General features: G+C 70.4%; 14 protein-coding genes. 11 read left to right on the top strand and 3 right to left on the bottom strand.

All coding sequences use genetic code 11. From position 1 onward, the window contains the following. Positions 1-151: 151 nt before the first annotated feature. A complete protein-coding gene (locus tag ACFYNS_RS20165) occupies positions 152-355 on the bottom strand; it encodes a cold-shock protein (protein WP_019354156.1) in 204 nt (67 codons plus the stop codon). A 303-nt stretch (positions 356-658) separates the two neighbouring features. On the opposite strand from ACFYNS_RS20165, the gene ACFYNS_RS20160 reads away from it, so the two are divergent. The 8 genes from ACFYNS_RS20160 (at position 659) to ACFYNS_RS20125 (ending at position 12,267) form a co-directional block, all read left to right on the top strand. Then, the gene (locus tag ACFYNS_RS20160) at positions 659-1,498 is read left to right on the top strand and encodes a menaquinone biosynthetic enzyme MqnA/MqnD family protein (RefSeq protein ID WP_388604304.1); all 840 of its coding nucleotides are present in this window, start codon (positions 659-661) and stop codon (positions 1,496-1,498) included. Positions 1,499-1,644: 146 nt separating this feature from the next. Next, the gene (locus tag ACFYNS_RS20155) at positions 1,645-3,552 is read left to right on the top strand and encodes a serine/threonine-protein kinase (protein WP_388604260.1); all 1,908 of its coding nucleotides are present in this window, start codon (positions 1,645-1,647) and stop codon (positions 3,550-3,552) included. Between the two features lie 88 nt (positions 3,553-3,640). Further along, positions 3,641-4,846: a cyclic dehypoxanthinyl futalosine synthase gene (gene mqnC, locus ACFYNS_RS20150; RefSeq protein ID WP_027761131.1), complete on the top strand. Its 1,206-nt coding sequence runs from the start codon at positions 3,641-3,643 to the stop codon at positions 4,844-4,846. 58 nt (positions 4,847-4,904) lie between these two features. Further along, the gene (locus ACFYNS_RS20145; RefSeq protein WP_360293731.1) at positions 4,905-5,603 is read left to right on the top strand and encodes a demethylmenaquinone methyltransferase; all 699 of its coding nucleotides are present in this window, start codon (positions 4,905-4,907) and stop codon (positions 5,601-5,603) included. Positions 5,604-6,300: 697 nt separating this feature from the next. Next, the gene (locus tag ACFYNS_RS20140) at positions 6,301-8,655 is read left to right on the top strand and encodes a hypothetical protein (protein WP_388604258.1); all 2,355 of its coding nucleotides are present in this window, start codon (positions 6,301-6,303) and stop codon (positions 8,653-8,655) included. 184 nt (positions 8,656-8,839) lie between these two features. After that, a complete protein-coding gene (locus tag ACFYNS_RS20135; protein ID WP_051271847.1) occupies positions 8,840-10,090 on the top strand; it encodes a geranylgeranyl reductase family protein in 1,251 nt (416 codons plus the stop codon). A 153-nt stretch (positions 10,091-10,243) separates the two neighbouring features. Beyond that, positions 10,244-11,599 (top strand): histidine kinase, encoded by a 1,356-nt coding sequence (locus ACFYNS_RS20130; protein WP_360293725.1) that lies wholly within the window; start codon positions 10,244-10,246, stop codon positions 11,597-11,599. Further along, entirely contained in the window at positions 11,596-12,267 is a 672-nt protein-coding gene (locus ACFYNS_RS20125) for a response regulator transcription factor (protein ID WP_360293723.1), read from the top strand. The genes ACFYNS_RS20130 and ACFYNS_RS20125 overlap by 4 nt, the downstream gene beginning before the upstream one ends. A 148-nt stretch (positions 12,268-12,415) precedes the next feature. On the opposite strand, the gene ACFYNS_RS20120 is transcribed toward ACFYNS_RS20125, so the two are convergent. Next, on the bottom strand, positions 12,416-13,009 hold the full coding sequence (locus ACFYNS_RS20120) for a transposase (protein WP_360293720.1): 594 nt from the start codon (positions 13,007-13,009) through the stop codon (positions 12,416-12,418). 258 nt (positions 13,010-13,267) lie between these two features. Further along, positions 13,268-13,603 (bottom strand): transposase, encoded by a 336-nt coding sequence (locus tag ACFYNS_RS20115; protein WP_388604255.1) that lies wholly within the window; start codon positions 13,601-13,603, stop codon positions 13,268-13,270. Positions 13,604-13,949: 346 nt separating this feature from the next. Here ACFYNS_RS20115 and ACFYNS_RS20110 point away from each other — a divergent pair, with 346 nt between their 5' ends. The 3 genes from ACFYNS_RS20110 to ACFYNS_RS20100 are packed head-to-tail and all read left to right on the top strand — an operon-like array spanning position 13,950 to position 16,805. Then, positions 13,950-14,411, top strand: coding sequence for a hypothetical protein (locus ACFYNS_RS20110; RefSeq protein ID WP_388604254.1), 462 nt, complete (start codon positions 13,950-13,952; stop codon positions 14,409-14,411). Then, the gene (locus tag ACFYNS_RS20105) at positions 14,408-16,288 is read left to right on the top strand and encodes an alpha/beta hydrolase (RefSeq protein WP_388604252.1); all 1,881 of its coding nucleotides are present in this window, start codon (positions 14,408-14,410) and stop codon (positions 16,286-16,288) included. Before ACFYNS_RS20110 ends, ACFYNS_RS20105 begins: the two co-directional genes overlap by 4 nt. After that, entirely contained in the window at positions 16,266-16,805 is a 540-nt protein-coding gene (locus ACFYNS_RS20100; RefSeq protein ID WP_360293709.1) for a hypothetical protein, read from the top strand. The genes ACFYNS_RS20105 and ACFYNS_RS20100 overlap by 23 nt, the downstream gene beginning before the upstream one ends. The last annotated feature ends 225 nt before the right edge of the window (positions 16,806-17,030 follow it).

The following is a 17,030-nucleotide window of genomic DNA, read 5'->3' as shown; positions in this document are numbered from 1 at the left end:
CGCAGCCGGGGGGGGGTGGGGGGGCGGCCGGGGGGGCCCTTCGGGGGGGCGGGCCGGGTACCCGGCCGGCCTCCCGTATCGGAAAGGCACCGGAAAAGGCAGGAGCCCCCGCCGCAGGCGGGGGCTCCTTGGATACTGCAGGAGTCAGGGACTACTGCGCAGTGACGTTCTCCGCCTGCGGGCCCTTGGGGCCCTGCGTGACATCGAACGAGACCATCTGGTTCTCCTCGAGCGAGCGGAAACCGGATGCGTTGATCGCGGAGTAGTGGACGAAGACATCGGGACCGCCGCCGTCCTGGGCGATGAAACCGAAGCCCTTTTCGGCGTTGAACCACTTAACGGTTCCGGTAGCCATAAGCCCTCCTTGGGCCTATAAGGGTGTCCCTGCTCCCAGAACCCACAAAGAAGCCTGAAAACGACGAGAGCCCGCGGTCACATGCTCCGCAGGCTCTGTACTGCAAGGGAAACCAAACTGCAACTTGGCTCTGAGCCTAGCACGGTGGGGCCCGGGGTGGAAGGCCTGCCGATCATGCGCCGCGCCCGCGGAAAATCCGGTACGGCCCGGCGGAGGAATCGGCCCGGCCCCGCCGCGGGACCCTGCGCGAGGGGGTGCGGAGCGAGGCGTACTCTCCGGAGAGTGACTGCGAAACCGAGGCATGTGCGCACCCGCCCCCGCGTCGCGCACATCCAGTTCCTCAATTGTCTTCCGCTGTACTGGGGCCTGGTCCACACCCACACGCTGCTGGACCTGGATCTCACCCGGGACACCCCCGAGAAGCTCAGCGAGATGATCATCGACGGCCGGCTCGACATGGGGCCCGTCACCCTCGTGGAGTTCCTGCGCAACGCCGACGACCTCGTCGCGCTCCCGGACATCGCCGTCGGCTGCGACGGCGACGTGATGTCCTGCGAGATCGTCTCGCGTGTCCCGCTCGACCAGCTGGACGGCGCCCGGGTCGCGCTCGGCTCCACGTCGCGCACCTCCGTACGGCTCGCCCAGCTGCTGCTCTCCGAGCGCTACGGCGTCCGGCCCGAGTACTACACGTGCCCGCCCGACCTGGAGCGGATGATGAAGGAGGCGGACGCCGCCGTCGTCATCGGCGACGTGGGACTGCGCGCGTATCTGCGGCAGCTGCCCGAGCAGGACCTTCAGGTGCACGATCTGGGGCGGCTGTGGAAGGAGTGGACGGGGCTGCCGTTCGTCTTCGCGGTCTGGGCCGTGCGCCGCGACTTCCTGGAGCGGGCCCCGGAGACCGTGCGCGAGACGCACCGGGCCTTCCTGGCCTCCCGCGACCTGGCCATGGAGCAGGTCGACCAGGTCGCCGAGCACGCGGCGCGCTACGAGATCTTCGAGCCGGCCACGTTGGAGCGCTACTTCACCACGCTCGACTTCCGGTTCGGCGAGCGCCAACTCGAAGGCGTCGCCGAGTTCGCCCGCCGCACCGGTGCGACCACCGGGTTCCCGCCCGACGTCCGGGTGGAGATGCTGCGCCCCTGAGCCCTGCCCGGCCGCCCGCGAACCGCTGCGGGAGCAGCCGGGCGGCCGCTCGCCGCGCATAGGCTGGTGCTGTCCGCTGACGTCCGCGCCGATGGCGCGCGGACGCCCGGGCGCGGGGGCGGAGGCAGCGACAAGGGGGGACGTGCATGCAGCCGCTGGAGCCGGAGGACCCGCAGCAGCTCGGCGAGTACCGACTGCTGCGCCGGCTGGGCGCGGGCGGCATGGGCCGGGTGTATCTGGCCCGCTCGGGCACCGGCCGCACCGTGGCCGTGAAGGTCGTGCACCCGCACCACGCGGTGGACGAGGAGTTCCGGCGCCGGTTCCGGCGCGAGGTGGAGTGGGCCCGCCGGGTCGGCGGCGCCTGGACGGCACCTGTGCTGGACGCCGGGACCGAGGGCCGGGTGCCGTGGGTGGCCACCGGCTATGTGGCGGGCCCCACGCTGGCGCAGGCTGTGGCCGAGCACGGCCCGCTGCCGGAGGCGACGGTGCGTGCGCTGGGCGCCGGGCTGGCCGAGGCGCTGGCCCATGTGCACGGGCTGGGGCTGGTGCACCGGGACGTGAAGCCCTCCAACGTGCTGCTGACCCCGGACGGCATCCGGCTGATCGACTTCGGTATCGCGCGGGCCGTGGAAGGCGCCGCCTCGCTCACCTCGACCGGCGTCTCGGTCGGTTCGCCCGGCTACATGGCACCCGAGCAGATCCTCGGCAGGGGGGCCACCGCCGCCTCCGACGTCTTCGCGCTCGGTGCGGTCCTCGTGTTCGCGGGGACGGGCGAGAACCCCTTCCCCGGGGACACCTCGGCCGCGCTGCTCTACCACGTCGTACACGGCGAGGCCCGGCTGGGCGGCCTCCCCGAGGCGCTGCGCGGGACGGTGGCCCGCGCGCTGGGCAAGGACCCCGCCGGGCGTCCGGCGCCGGACGCGCTGGCGGCCGAACTGGCGGGCTCCGCGGGTGGCGCCGAGGATCTGCTGCGGAGCGGCTGGCTGCCTGCGCCGCTGGTGGAGCAACTGGGCAGGCGGGCCGCCGAACTGCTGGAGCTGGAGCCGCAGGCGCCGCAGACCTCGGGCCCGGTTCCCTTCACGACGCCCGCCTACGGCCCGGACGCGGCCGGCGGTCGGTCCGCGTCGCTCACGCCGCACGTCCCGTTTCCGCCGCCGCCCGCTGCCGCACCGGCGCCCGCTGCCGCACCGGCGCCCGCTGCCGCACCGGCGCCCGCTGCCGCACCGCCGGGCTTCGGCCCGCCGGACCCCTCGTACGGGAAGCCCGCTGCCGGTCCCGCGGCCCCCACCGGTCCCGCGGCCCCCACCGGCCCGGCGGTGGTTCCGGCTCCGCCTCCGGCCGACGGCCCCGGGCCGAAGCAGTCCGGCGGGCGCTCCCGGATCGTCCTGGGAACCGGCCCGGACGCCGATCGCCCGAGCGGTGCGGCAGCCGGCGGGGGAGCGGCGGGACCGGCGGGCGTGGAGGGTGTGGAGGGTCGGCCGCGGCGGCGGGTGAGCTGCACGCTGGTGGTCACGCTCGCCTGCGTGGTCGCGGCGGCGCTGCTGGGCACCGGCTACGTCGCCGGACTGCTGCCGGGGGTCCGCGACTCCGGCCGCGACAACACCGCCGAGCCGCCCCCGGCGGCGACGAAGGGGCCGCCCGGCAAGGGGACGAAGGAGCCACCGGACGGGGGAGGGTCCGGAGGCGGCTCGGACGGCGCCGGCTCCGGGGTGCCGGAGGATTTCGTCGGCACCTGGCGGGGCGACCTCACCTCCCGGAAGGGGGTTCCGCTGGGCACCCTGACGGTGACGGTGAAGGAGGGCGACCCGGGGGACACCGTCGCCACCGGCAGTTCGAAGCTGGTGGGCACGGAGTGTGCGGGGCGCTGGAAGCTGGTGTCGGCCACCGACGACCGGCTGGTGGTCGACGCCTCGGGCACGAAGCCCAGCTCGAAGCTGTGTGCGCGGGGCGGCTCCGCCGAGGAGTTCCGGCTGCGCGAGGACGACCGGCTGCGCTACGAGTCACACGAGGAGAGCAGCGGATACGCGGTGGGGACACTCCGGAAAATCGGCTGAGCACCCCTGGCGTAGGCTGGTCCGGCGCCGCTGTGCTGTGGTAAGCGGCGAGATGTGTCGATTGCGCGACCTTTGGAGGGACGCCACGGTGACAGCGCACGTGTCGGAAGCCGACCTGCTCTCCGCCCTCGACCGCGCCGCCACCGGCGGGCGCGTCACCCCCGAGGAGGCGCTCGACCTCTACCGCTACGCGCCCCTGCACGCGCTGGGCGCCGCCGCCGACAAGGCGCGCCGCCGCCGGTACGCCGGGAGCGAGCACATCGCGACGTACATCATCGAGCGGAACATCAACTACACCAACTCGTGCGTGACGGCCTGCAAGTTCTGCGCCTTCTACGCCTCGCCCAAGAGCGACAAGGTGTGGATCCGCGACCTGGACGACATCCTGCGCCGCTGCGCGGAGACGGTGGAGCTGGGCGGCACCCAGATCATGTTCCAGGGCGGCCACCACCCGGACTTCGGTGTGGAGTACTACGAGGAGCACTTCGCCGCGATCAAGAAGGCGTTCCCGGAGCTGGTCATCCACTCGCTGGGGGCCAGCGAGGTCGAGCACATGGCGCGGATCTCCGGTGTGACGCCGAAGGAGGCGATCGAGCGCATCCACGCGGCCGGGCTCGACTCCTTCGCGGGCGCCGGCGCCGAACTGCTGCCCGCGCGGCCCCGGAAGGCGATCGCGCCGCTCAAGGAGTCGGGCGAGCGCTGGCTGGAGATCATGGAGATCGCGCACGACCTCGGTGTCGAGTCCACCTCCACCATGCTGATGGGCACCGGCGAGACCAACGCCGAGCGGATCGAGCACCTGCGGATGATCCGCGACGTGCAGGACCGCAGCGGCGGCTTCCGGGCCTTCATCCCGTACACCTACCAGCCGGAGAACAACCACCTGAAGGGGCAGACGCAGGCGACCGTCTTCGAGTACCTGCGGATGATCGCCATCGCGCGGATCTTCCTGGACAACGTCGCCCACATCCAGGGCTCCTGGCTGACCACCGGCAAGGACATCGGGCAGCTCTCGCTGCACTACGGCGCCGACGACCTCGGCTCGGTGATGCTGGAGGAGAACGTCGTCTCCTCGGCGGGCGCCAAGCACCGCTCCAACCGGATGGAGCTGATCGACCTCATCCGCAAGGCGGGCCGGGTCCCGGCGCAGCGCGCCACCACCTACGAGCACCTGGTGGTGCACGACGACCCGGCGAACGACCCGGTGGACGACCGGGCCGTCTCGCACCTGTCCTCCACGGCCATCGACGGGGGCACGGCCCACCCCGAGCTCGCGCTCATCGACGCGAACTGACCAGCGGGCCGGGCATGCCGACGGGCGGCGAACGAGCGGACGAGCGGACGGACGAGAAGTGACGCGGGCATCCCTGGAGAAGAAGCCGCACGAGGTCGCGGCCATGTTCGACGACGTGGCGGCCAGGTACGACCTGACCAACGACGTGCTCTCGCTCGGCCAGACCCGGCTGTGGCGGCGGGCGGTCGCCGACGCCGTGGACGCCCGCCCGGGCGAGCGGGTGCTCGACCTCGCGGCCGGAACCGGCACCTCGTCGCTGCCGTTCGTGGAGGCCGGCGCGTTCACCGTGCCGTGCGACTTCTCGCTGGGCATGCTGCGCGAGGGGAAGCGGCGCCACTCCTGGATGCCGTTCACCGCCGGGGACGCGACCCGGCTCCCGTTCGCCGACGCCGTGTTCGACGCCGTGACCATCTCCTTCGGGCTGCGCAACGTCAGTGCCGTGGACACGGCCCTCACCGAACTGCTGCGGGTCACCAAGCCCGGCGGCCGGGTACTGATCTGCGAGTTCAGCCACCCCACCTGGGCGCCGTTCCGCACCGTCTACACCGAGTACCTGATGCGCGCGCTGCCGCCGCTCGCCCGGCGCGTCAGCAGCAGCCCGGACGCGTACGTCTACCTCGCGGAGTCCATCCGCGCGTGGCCCGACCAGCCCGCTCTCGCAGCGCGCCTGCAGGACGCGGGCTGGGGCCGGGTGGCCTGGCGCAACCTGAGCGGCGGCATCGTCGCCCTGCACCGCGGGTTCCGCCCCGCCACCTGATACGGCGCGCAGCGCGCGCAGCGGGAGGCGCGCTCGGCGTCCGCCGCGCCCCTGTAGCCGGTACCGGGTTGCGCTTGGATAAATCTCCTTCCGTCGAGTGGAGTTCGGCGGAACGATGGAGCCGCCCCCCCGTATCCGTCCGCGCACGCGCGGTGCCCACGGGTGCCGTTTCGTCCCGCCGAACCCACCGGAGCGCGCCATGCCGTCCCCTCCGCCGTCCCCGCAGCGCTGTCCGCAGTGCGGCACGGCCTCTCCCACCGAGGCCCGCTTCTGCATGTCCTGCGGCGCCCCCACGGCACCGGCCACCCCGCCCGAGGCCCCGACGGTCCCGGGGGAGCCGGGATCGCCAGAGTCCGGGCGGCCCGCAGAGCCGGAAACTCCCGGTGGTCCGGCTGCTCCTGATGTGACGTCTGCTTCTGATGCGGCGTCTGCGTCGAGCAGCGCACCACTTTCTGAGTCCCCGTCTGAGTCGCGTGCTGCGCCCGCTGCTGACGTCTCGGCTGTCCCCGGCGCTCCGTCGGCTCCTGCGGCTCCGCCTGCCCCCGGGACCCTGCCCGCCCCCGGGACTCCGCCTGCCCCGGGGCCCGTGCCTACCCCCGGGACCACGCCTGTCCCGGGGGCTCCACCCACCCCACCCGACCCGTCGGGCTACATCCCGACCCGGACCTCCCTGCCGGCCCAGCCCGCGCCGCCGAGCGTGCCGCCGACCGCCACGCAGGCCGTGCTGCCGACCGCTCCGCCCGGCCCGCCGCCGTCCGCCGCGGCGGCCTGGGCGCCGCAGCCCCCGCAGCCGCCGCCCCCGCCGGGCGCGCCCGGCGGACCGACGCCGCTCGGACTGTTCCTGGCGCGGACCGTCAAGGGCGACTGGGCCGCGGCGCTGCGGGTCGCCGCCTGGCCGCTGGGGCTGCTGCTGGTGGCCGCCTGCGCGCTCGGTCTCTGGTCCGACGACGACCTCGACGACCTCGACATCGGCTGGGGCACCCGGATGCGGGTCGCGCTGGCCGCACTGCTGCGGGGCATCGGCGGCGGGTTCGGACTCTCCTCCGACGGCACCGCCGACGTCGGGGGCGAACGCGTGGTCGGCGCCGTCGAGGTCTCCGGACTGCCGCTGCTGGCCACCGTGCTGTGGATCGGCGCGCTCGCCGTCGCGGCCCGCGTCACGAGCCGCCGGGCGATCCCGGCCGGGCCGTCGGCCGGGCTGGAGGCGGCGCTGCGGATCGGCGTGCTGTGCGGAGTCGGCGGACTGCTCCTGGGGCTGTACGCGGCCCCGTCGTACGAGGGCCTCGAACTGAACTCCGCGCCGGGGCTCACCCTGTTGTGGGCGTTCCTGCTCTCCACCCTGGTGGCGGCGCTCGTGCTGACCCGCGCCGGGACCGGCGCCGTGGCGGCCGCAGGCCCCGGAGTGCGCATCGTGGTGGGCGCGTTGCGGACGGCGGGGCTCGCGCTGGTGTGCGTGCTCGCGCTGGCCTCCGTCGTCATGCTCGTCGTCCTGCTCGCCTCCGCGGACGAGATCACCGCGGATGACGTGTGGGGACTGCTGGTCATGCTGCCCAACGTCGGCGCGCTCGGCCTCGCGCTGGCCTGGGGCGCGCCGATCGACGTGCAGTGGGATTTCGGCAGCTGGCACACCGGCCGGGAGTCGCTGGGCTACGGAGAGCTGAGCGACCTCGCCGGCGGCTGGGCGGTGGTGGGCGCCCTGGCCGGCGGGCTGGTCTGCGCGCTGCTGCTGGGCACCCTGGTCGCCCGGCGCAGCGCCCGACGCGGCGAGCAGCTGCTGGCTGCCGGGTTCTTCGTGCTGGGCCTGCTGCTGGTCGTCGCGGTGGCCGGGATGGGCTTCGAGGCCCGCTTCCACCAGGCGTCCGGCACCGCGGGCGGCGGTGGCCTCGGCGACGGCGGCCTCGGTGGCGGCGGCCTCGGTGGCGGCGGCCTCGGGGACGGTTACGGCAACGACTCCGCCGACGGCTTCGGCAACGACGTGGGCACCGGTGAGTCCGTCGCCTCCAGCGCCGAGGTCGGCGCAGGCATCGCCGAACTGCTGCTGTTCGCGCTGCTGTGGTCCTACGGCGGCGCGCTGCTGGTCCCGTTCCTGCGCGCCCGCTTCGGCCGCGGGGGCGGCCCGGGCGGCCCGCCGGGGGCGGACGGCTCGGTCCCGGGCGTCTACCCCGCCCCGTACGGCGCCCCGGCCGGAGCGCCGTGGCCGCCTCCGTACGCCGGCCCGCAGCAGGGCGCGCCGGGCGGCGGTCACCCCGCGGGCGACACCCTGGCCGGTCCGCTGCCGGGCGGCGGCGGACCGGTCCCGCCGCCGCAGCGCCGCCGCGGCCTCACCTGGGCGGGCCTGGTCCTGGCGGCGTTCCTCGTCGTGGGCGCCGCGACCGGGGGCATCCTCCATCTGGCGGGCGGCGACGGGAAGGACGGCGACGGCACCGCGGCAGCCGAGAAGTCGGCGGCCGGGGAGAAGTCGTCCCCGTCCGCCGCACCGGAACCCGGCGACGTCAACAGCCGGGCACCCGACCCCACCCCCTCGGCCGGCGCGTCCGGCGCCGATGCCGAGGAAGGCGGAGAGGGCGGGGCGGGCGGAACCCCCGGTTCCCCGCGGCGCACCTCGCTGCCCGAGGGGTTCACCAGGGCCGACGATCCGGAGGGGTTCTCCGTCGGGGTGCGGGAGGGCTGGCAGCGTGCGGTGAAGGGCACCCAGGTCGACTACGAGGCACCGGGCAGCGACGACTACCTGCGCATCGGGGTCATCCGCAACACGGGCCAGACCTCGTACGAGAACTTCCGCACCCTGGAGAAGGGCGCCGCCAAGCGCGACGGCTACCGGCGGCTGGAGCTGACCGCGAACACCTTCCGGGGCCGGCCCGGCGCCCGCTGGGAGTTCGTCTACACCTCCGACGACACGGGCCGCACCGTGCACGCCGTCGACCAGGCGTACGTGGCCGAGGACGGCACCGAGTACAGCATCTACGCCGAGAGCGGCTACGACACCTGGGATCCGGGTCGCGAGCAGGTCTTCAGCACCGCACTGCGCACCTGGGACGAGAACGGCGCCTGAGGTGCGGGCGGGGCCGCGGGTGGGACCGCGCCGAGGCGGCCCCGCCCGCGCCGCATAGACTGGCGCGGTCAGCCCAACCAGCCAGCATGCGGGAGTCCTCGTGGCCGACCCCCAACCCCAGGCGCACTCCGAGTCCAAGGCGCGGTCCCGCCCGGAGGCGGCCGCCTCCGAGCGGTCCGCCGATGTGATCGTCGTCGGCGCCGGGCCCGCGGGCGCCACGACCGCCTACCACCTCGCCCGCAGCGGACTGGACGTGCTGCTGCTGGAGAAGACGGCGTTTCCCCGCGAGAAGGTGTGCGGCGACGGGCTCACCCCGCGTGCCACCAAGCAGCTCGTGGCGATGGGCATCGACATCTCCGAGGAGGCGGGCTGGCTGCGCAACAAGGGGCTCCGCATCATCGGCGGCGGCCACCGGCTGCAGCTGCCGTGGCCCGAGTTGGCCAGCTACCCGGACTACGGGCTGGTCCGCAGGCGGGACGACTTCGACGAGCAGCTCGCGCGCCAGGCGGAGAAGGCGGGCGCACGCCTGCACGAGCGCTGCAACGTCACCGAGCCGATCGTGGACGAGCGCACCGGCCACCTCACCGGTGTGCACGCGAAGCTGGGCGAGGAGAAGACGCCCGTCACCTTCCACGCGCCGATCGTGGTGGCGGCGGACGGCAACTCCACCCGGCTGTCGCTGAAGATGGGCCTGCACCGCCGTGAGGACCGGCCGATGGGCGTCGCCGTGCGGACCTACTTCACCTCGCCCCGGCACGACGACGACTATCTGGAGTCCTGGCTGGAGCTGTGGGACCGGCGGGGCGCCGAGGACCGGCTGCTGCCCGGCTACGGCTGGATCTTCGGCATGGGCGACGGCACCTCCAACGTCGGGCTCGGGGTGCTGAACACCTCCGCCGCGTTCAAGGAGCTGGACTGGCGCGAGGTCCTCAAGGCGTGGTGCGCCTCGATGCCCGAGGAGTGGGGCTACACCCCGGAGAACATGACGGGCCCGATCCGCGGCGCCGCGCTCCCCATGGCGTTCAACCGCCAGCCGCACTACACCCGCGGCCTGCTGCTGGTCGGGGACGCCGGCGGGCTGGTGAACCCGTTCAACGGGGAGGGCATCGCCTACGCCATGGAGTCCGGCGCGATCGCCGCCGAGACCATCGTGCAGGCCCACGCGCGGGCCACCCGGGCCCAGCGTGAGCTGGCCCTGCGGCGCTACCCGAAGGTCCTCAAGGACACCTACGGCGGCTATTACACGATGGGCCGCGCCTTCGTGAAGCTCATCGGCAATCCGAAGGTGATGAAGCTGGCCACCGAGCGCGGCCTCTCGCACCCCGTGCTGATGCGCTTCACCCTCAAGATGCTCGCCAACCTCACCGATCCCACCGGTGGCGACGCCATGGACCGCATCATCAACGGCCTGGCGAAGGTGACCCCGCGCGCCTGACCGGGCTTTCGACCCCTGTCCGCCCCTCCCGCACCGGGCGCGCCCCGACGAGGGCCGCCCGGTGCGGGTGCGTGTGTCGTACCTGAGGCGGAGGCGGCGATATCCGTACCCGGGCGGACGTGCGGACGGGGTCCCGCGCCGTACGGTCCCGGTGTGACTGAGACGAGGTACAAGACGTTCCAGGGCGGCCTGTACGCCCTGCATCGGGAATTGTTCGCCGGAGCTCTCGCGGCGCGGAGGCTGCCCCCGCTTCCCGTCGCCGGACCCGTCGCGGGCATGCTGTCCGGACGGGTGCGGAGCATGGTGAGCCGGCTGCCGCAGCTGGCGATCGGTGCTTCCGCGGCTGTACTGGTCTGGTTGAGCTGGTCACTGTGCTGGGACCCGTACGACTACGCCCAGCGGGACACGCTGCGCGGTGTACTGCTGATGCTGGCGACAGCCGGACCCCTGGTGCTGACCCTGTTCCGGCCGGTCACGGCCTGGTGGCTGTCGCTGGGGGGAATCGTCGTGGTGACTGTCCTCCGACTGGTCACCGACCCGCTGCCGTTTCCGGAGCCGGTGTTCATCTCACATCTGACCGTGATGGTACTGGTCGCCCTGCGCAGCCATCCGGTGGTCGCGGCCGTGCTGTGGCTGTGCACCGTCGCCGTGGGAGCGGCATCGGCGGCGCTTGCCCATGACCTTGAGCGGAGCAACCTCGCCGCGTTCTCGCTCTGGGCGGCTCTCGCGCTGATCGGCGCGGTCTTCGCACGAGCCTGGTACGACATGCGTGCCCGGGCCGCGGCCAGTCACGACGCCTCCCTCGCCGAGAGATCGAAGCGCACCGTGCTGGAGGAGCGCACCACCATCGCCCGTGAGCTGCACGACGTGGTCGCCCACCACATGTCCGTCGTCGCCGTCCAGGCGGAGGCGGCGCCCTACCGTGTGGAGAGCATCCCGCCCGAGCTGGCCGCCTCCCTCGCCACCATCCGCGAGAACGCGGTCGCGGCACTCGCCGAGCTGCGCCGGGTGCTCGGGGTCATCCGAGTGTCGGACTACGGGGCTTCCGGCGCGCCGGAAGCCCCGCAGCCCACCCTGGGGGAGCTCGACGGCCTGCTGGCCAACGTCCGCGACGCCGGGGTGCCGGTCGAGACCGCGGTCACCGGCGCGCGGCGAAAACTGCCGCAGGGGGTCGAACTGTCGGCCTACCGCATCATCCAGGAGGCGCTCAGCAACGTTCTCCGGCACGCGCCGGGAGCAGACACCCGGGTCGAACTCTCCTACGTCCTGGGGGGCCTCGGGGTGCGCATCGTCAATCTGTCGGCCGGGGACACCGTGCCGCCGGCCGCCGCCTCCGCGTCGACCGGGAGCGGCTCCGGACACGGGATCCCCGGCATGCGCGAGCGTGCGGCGATGCTGGGCGGGGAGATGACGGCCGGTCCCACGCCGGACGACGGATATGAAGTTGTCGCCTTCCTGCCCGTGTCCGCCCCCGCAGAACGTCCGGTCCCGGCGGAGGCGGCACCGTGACCATCGGGGTGCTCGTCGTCGACGACCAGGCCATGGTCCGCGAGGGCTTCTCGGTCCTGCTCGGCGCCCAGTCGGACATCGAGATCGTCGGTGAGGCGGCCGACGGGCGACAGGCCCTCGCGCTGGTGGCGGAACGGCGGCCGGACGTCGTGCTCATGGACATCAGGATGCCGGTACTCGACGGGCTGGCGGCCACCCGTCGCATCGTCGCCGCCGACGCGCACGCCAGGGTCCTGATACTGACCACCTTCGACCAGGACGAATACGTCTACCAGGCGCTGCGTGCCGGTGCCAGCGGCTTCCTGCTCAAGGACGCCCCCGCCCGGCAACTCGCCGACGGCATCCGGATCGTCGCCGTCGGCGAGGCCCTGCTCGCCCCCACCGTCACCAAGCGCCTGATCAGGACCTTCACCCGGCCGGCCGGCCACGGCGCCGACGGAGCACTGCCGCCGGCCGCCAGGCTCGGTGAGCTCACCGAGCGCGAGACCGAGGTGCTCGCGCTCATCGCCCGCGGCCTGTCCAACGCCGAGATCGCCGCGAAGCTGGTCGTCGCCGAGTCGACCATCAAGACGCATGTCGGCCGCGTCCTGGAGAAGCTCGGCCTGCGGGACCGCACCCAGGCGGCCGTGTACGCCTACGAGGCCCGGCTGGTCACCCCGGCGGGCTGATGCCACCCCGGCGGCCCTCCTCGCCCGGAGCGGCAGGTCCACACGCCACGCCTCCGGCGACCGTCCTGCCAGGCGCCCTGAGGCTCGGCATGCTGTCCCACGTCGCCTGCGAACACCGAAACATGACATCGAGCCAATTCGCCGCAGCTCACGCCGCACTCGTTACGGCAGTAGCCTGGGTCTGTACTTCGTGCAGGTGGCGGGGGAGGAAGTTCACGGTGTGGGCGGCAGTGCCACGGGTGCAGGAAGGCCGATCGGGGCACGAGTTGCACTGGCGTGGGTGGAACCTGGCCACGGTGTAGGGCGCCATGGCTGGTGGCTCAAGCCAGATACTGCTCGTCTCGCGGCCGGGACAGGTGACCTGGCGCTGGTCGAAGTCGATGGTGAAGTCGTCGCGGGCGAAGCCGGTCTGTTCCTTGCTCTGCCATGCGCCGCTGGCCTTGACCGGGCCGACGAGTTGGACCTGGTGGTGGCGGAGGGAGCGGCGCAGCAGCGCAGCGGAGAGGTAGCCGCCGTCGAGCAGGTGCTGCCGGGGAAGCAGCCGGCGGTTGCGGAGCCGGGCGTGGATGCCGGGTAGCGCCTCGGTGTCCCGGGTCGGCCTGGTGGTGGCGATGTTCGTGATCAGATTGGCCTGTGACTCGCCGGTCCCGCAGGTCCCGGCGCCATGGACCAGATAGCCGCTCCAGCGGGTGTTGCCGGATGGCCCGGCGGGCCTCGCAGCGTTGGGCGAGACGATCCGCACGGCGCCTTTGGGCTGTCCGTCCTTCTCGGTGCGCGGCCGTAACCCGCCACGGGCGTCGAGAGGAAGTTCCGCACGACGATCTGGCGCAGCTTCTCCACGCGAGGACCGCGCCGGTGTGGCGGCAGGCGCTCGAGGAGCCGACGGGCGTCGGCTCCCGCCTGCTGGAGCCGGGTGGCAGGGTGACTGGGTTGGCTGGGGAGCCGGACCGGACGCCCGCAGCGGGTGGCCCACTCCGCATCCACCAGGCCGTCGAGGATGTCAGGTGCCCGTTGAGTTGCTTCTTCCAGCCGCGCGTATCGCTTCGAGAACCAGCTCCAGACGGGTGAGGTCCCGCGCGGCCAGGACCTGGATGGAGTCGGTGCGCTGCCTCCCGCGCTCACTGACCATGTCGGCCTCGCGCATCAGCTCCAGCGACAAGGAAGGGAGCTGGTCCGCGCGGTCGTCCTCGCACAGGCGATCACGGAAGTCCGTCAGCACACTGTGGTGGAATCCCGGGTCGTCCAGTTCCAGGGTCAGGGCGGATTTGTAGTCGATACGGCATCGCACCGCCTTGGCCGCCTGCCGGTCGGAGAGGTTGGGCAGGAACCGCAACACACAGGACTGTGGCCAGCTGGGCCGACCAGAGTCCAGGGCGGCCGTCGCGCGGGTACCAGGAGGCGAAGTCCCTGTCGTTCCAGAGGCCGTCGAGGTGATCACGTACCCACATCGCCGTGGTGCCGCTGGGGTTGCGACAGAGACGCTCAGCAGGCGTGAACGGGTGCACGTGCCGCTCGAGTCCCCTTCCGTTGCGCAATTTCGACCTGTCATATGTGGTAATGACCGGTCATTTCGGAGCGCGAGTTGGGCTGTTGGTATCTGGTTGCTCTACGCGGTTGTATCCTTACAGGTCGCTCTGCGGGCGTCCAGAACTTCATGCAACACGGACAAAGCTGGGGGGATAATGAGTGCTTTTGATGATGAGTGGACTGGTCTCAAGAGGGATGTCGAGGTCAGGATGCAGTTGGCCGGAGCGGGAGATGGAGGAAAGGGTTCCGTTGGTGGCCTGAAGTCCTCCCGGAAAGCGTGGACCAGTGCCGGCGAAGGGGTCGGCAAGCTCCGAAGTGGGATCCGGAAAGCGATGAAGGAGCTTGAGGCCGGGCAGAGAGGAACGGGGTCGCACGGTGCGATCGGTGGTCTGGAATGTGCGTCGGCACAGCGCGAACTCCATGCTTCGTGGCAGGTGTATGTCGAAGCGGTGAGTCGTAGATGCGGCGAGCTCGGCGGAAAGCTGGAGAAAGCAGGAAACAATCAATACAAGAGCGACGCGGAAATAGAAGAGGCTTTCCGGGAGATGCGCACGAAAGTGGAACCACCGGACGACGAGACCTCCAAAAGCCATAGTGAGCAGCGCAACGGGCGGTGAGTCTGGTGGTCGATGTCGCAACGATGCGTGAACTGGATACCGAACAGATTGCGCAGGCGGCCGACGGGTACCATGCGATTGGGAAAATGGCAGATGAGGCCAAGGAGCGCGTTACCGAGCAGATCGTTGGAGCCATGGGGAAGTCCCTCGACGGCGAGGCTGCCCAAACCGCCATCAAGGCACTCCGAGGACTCGGAAGCAACTTCCATTACGTGCAGGCCGAGTGTGGAATCATATGTGCCGCTCTCAACGCGTTGACGGCTGAACTACGGGCTGCCAAGAAGAAGTTCGATACAGCCGAGGAAGATGCGCGTTCTGCCCACTTCACCGTGAACTCCGACGGCTCCGTAACGTACCCTCCGGGAGGGGACGAGGTTGACGGAAAGAGACCCGAAGGAGGTACAACAAGGGGAACAGCAAAAGGGCACCCCACAGGGAAGCCTATCGATCCGGCGGCTGATGCCAACAAGCTCGCGGACTCCATCGAACGGCAGGCAGCCAATGCGAATCCCAACCCGAACCATGGCAAAGCAGTTGATATTGCTAATCGCATCGCAGAGTCGCTGAAAGAAGCCACTGAAGCGGACGACAAGTGGGCTCCGAAGCTGCGCGCCCTCAAAGCTGATGACGATCTTCATGTCTCCCGTAAGGACTGGGGCGACGTCAAGAATGACATGCGTCGTATCCGCAAGGGGGCAGCAGATTACCTGAAGCTCCCCGGGGAGGGGTCACCCGAAGAGAACGCCGCGTGGTGGAAGAAGCTGTCCAAAGAAGAGCGCGACGACTACATCGCCCTCCACCCTGCAGCCATCGGTGCGATGGAGGGCCTGCCTGCCGAAGCCAGGGACGAGGCCAATCGGACGGTGCTGGCCGAGGCAAAGGCCCAGTACTCCCTGCAGAGATCCGCTCTTCCACCTGAGCCGGAGAAGTATGTATGGGAGGACCACGGGAAAAACCAGGCACTGGTCGTGTCGGACAGCTGGAAGAAGTGGCACGAAAGGCGTGACCAGTTGGACGGCTCCCTCAAAGGTATGCGGGCCATTGAGGCGCGTTTCGAAGCCACTGGGAGAGATGGCTTGCCGCCAGCCTACCTTCTCGGGTTCAGCGCCGAAGGTAAAGGTCGCGCGATCATCGCCAACGGCAATCCGGACACTGCTGACCATACAGCGGTTTATGCGCCGGGGACGACATCGAAGCTGGAATCGATCGATGGGGACATCAAGAGAATGACCGGGCTGTGGCGGGCGAGTCAGGCGGAGGCCCCTGGAAAGGATATATCAACTATTACCTGGCTCGGCTATGATGCACCTCAGACCATTGTTCCCGAAGCTACTCAAAAGGGCTGGGCCGAAGATGGTGCGCCGGAGCTCAATCGCTATCTCGATGGTCTTGAAACCGCTCAAGGGGGTGCGGAGGCCAGCCACACGACTGTAGTGGGCCATAGTTATGGCAGCACTGTTGTCGGGCAGGCGTCCAAGACGGGAGATCTGGCAGCTGACGACATCGTTGCGGTTGGCAGTCCGGGCATGCTCGTGCCGAATGCAGGCGATCTTGATACGGGGAAGGAGCATGTCTGGTCCGAAGCTGTTGGCGCAGACCAGGGGGTCAAAGGTTTCGACTATGTTCCGGCCGGCGGAAAATTCGCCGGACTGGGCGGCTGGGAGTGGAAGGTGGATACCCGGAATGGAGTGCCGATCGGTGCTGAGTATGGGCAGAATGTTCCCAGCGATGAAGCATTCGGCGCTAAACGCATGAAGGTCGACACGTCAACGCACAGCGGCTATTGGGACACGGGCCCCCAAGGTATGCCGTCCCAGAGCCTGATCAATCAGGCTAGGGTTGTGGTTGGAAAGTATGATGATGTTGAAGTCGATTAGAGGGCTGGCGCTGCTGGCAGTGCCATTGATTATCGCGGGTACGGGGTGTTCCGGAATGGGAGATGGTGACGAGCCTTCGGTGCGAGATGTCGATGACGTGCGAGCCGATGCAAAGAAGCTTTCCAGTCAGGTGCTCGACGTCATCGATCTTCGAGGGAAGACTACAGAGAGCGGACCAGGTGTTGGCGTGTGCGGGGATCGGGACTCCTCCAAGTACTTCACTGTTGGTCATCCGTGGAGCGTTTACGGGGTTCCCGTGGCTGACATGAAAGAAGCCATGAAGCGACTCAAAGAAGAACTCCCTAAGCAGGGTTGGAAAATCACGAAATATGGACCGAATGGCAGTCCCGCTAAGAATCTGACATTGAAGGCCGATTACCCGAAGATGAAGTTCTCCGTGCAGATCGAACTCTTGGAGGAGCCGAAGGAGAGCGAGGACCCGTCGATGATCCATGTCAGTCTCGGGTCCTCCTGTTTCAAGGTTCCCGATGGGGAGGATGTAACAGGTGAATACTGAGCTTTTCCAAACCTCACGTTGAGGCCGTACATGTTCACCGGCCGATCGCACAGCGCGTCCGGTCCTGCTTCCGCGTCCGCCCGGCTCATCGATCACCACACGCTGGATCTTGGCCCACACCCGAGGTTCGGCGAACCTGCGGTGCACGTTCGGGCCGGAAGGCGCAAACGAGGAGGATAGCTGCCGCCAGGCAAGGTGGCCGCGTAGCACTCGCTGGAACCCCTT

Origin of the sequence: Streptomyces sp. NPDC006925 (assembly GCF_042869575.1) — a bacterium.
In the GTDB taxonomy this organism is placed as follows: Bacteria; Actinomycetota; Actinomycetes; order Streptomycetales; family Streptomycetaceae; genus Streptomyces.
This window is presented reverse-complemented; position numbering and strand designations above follow the sequence as displayed.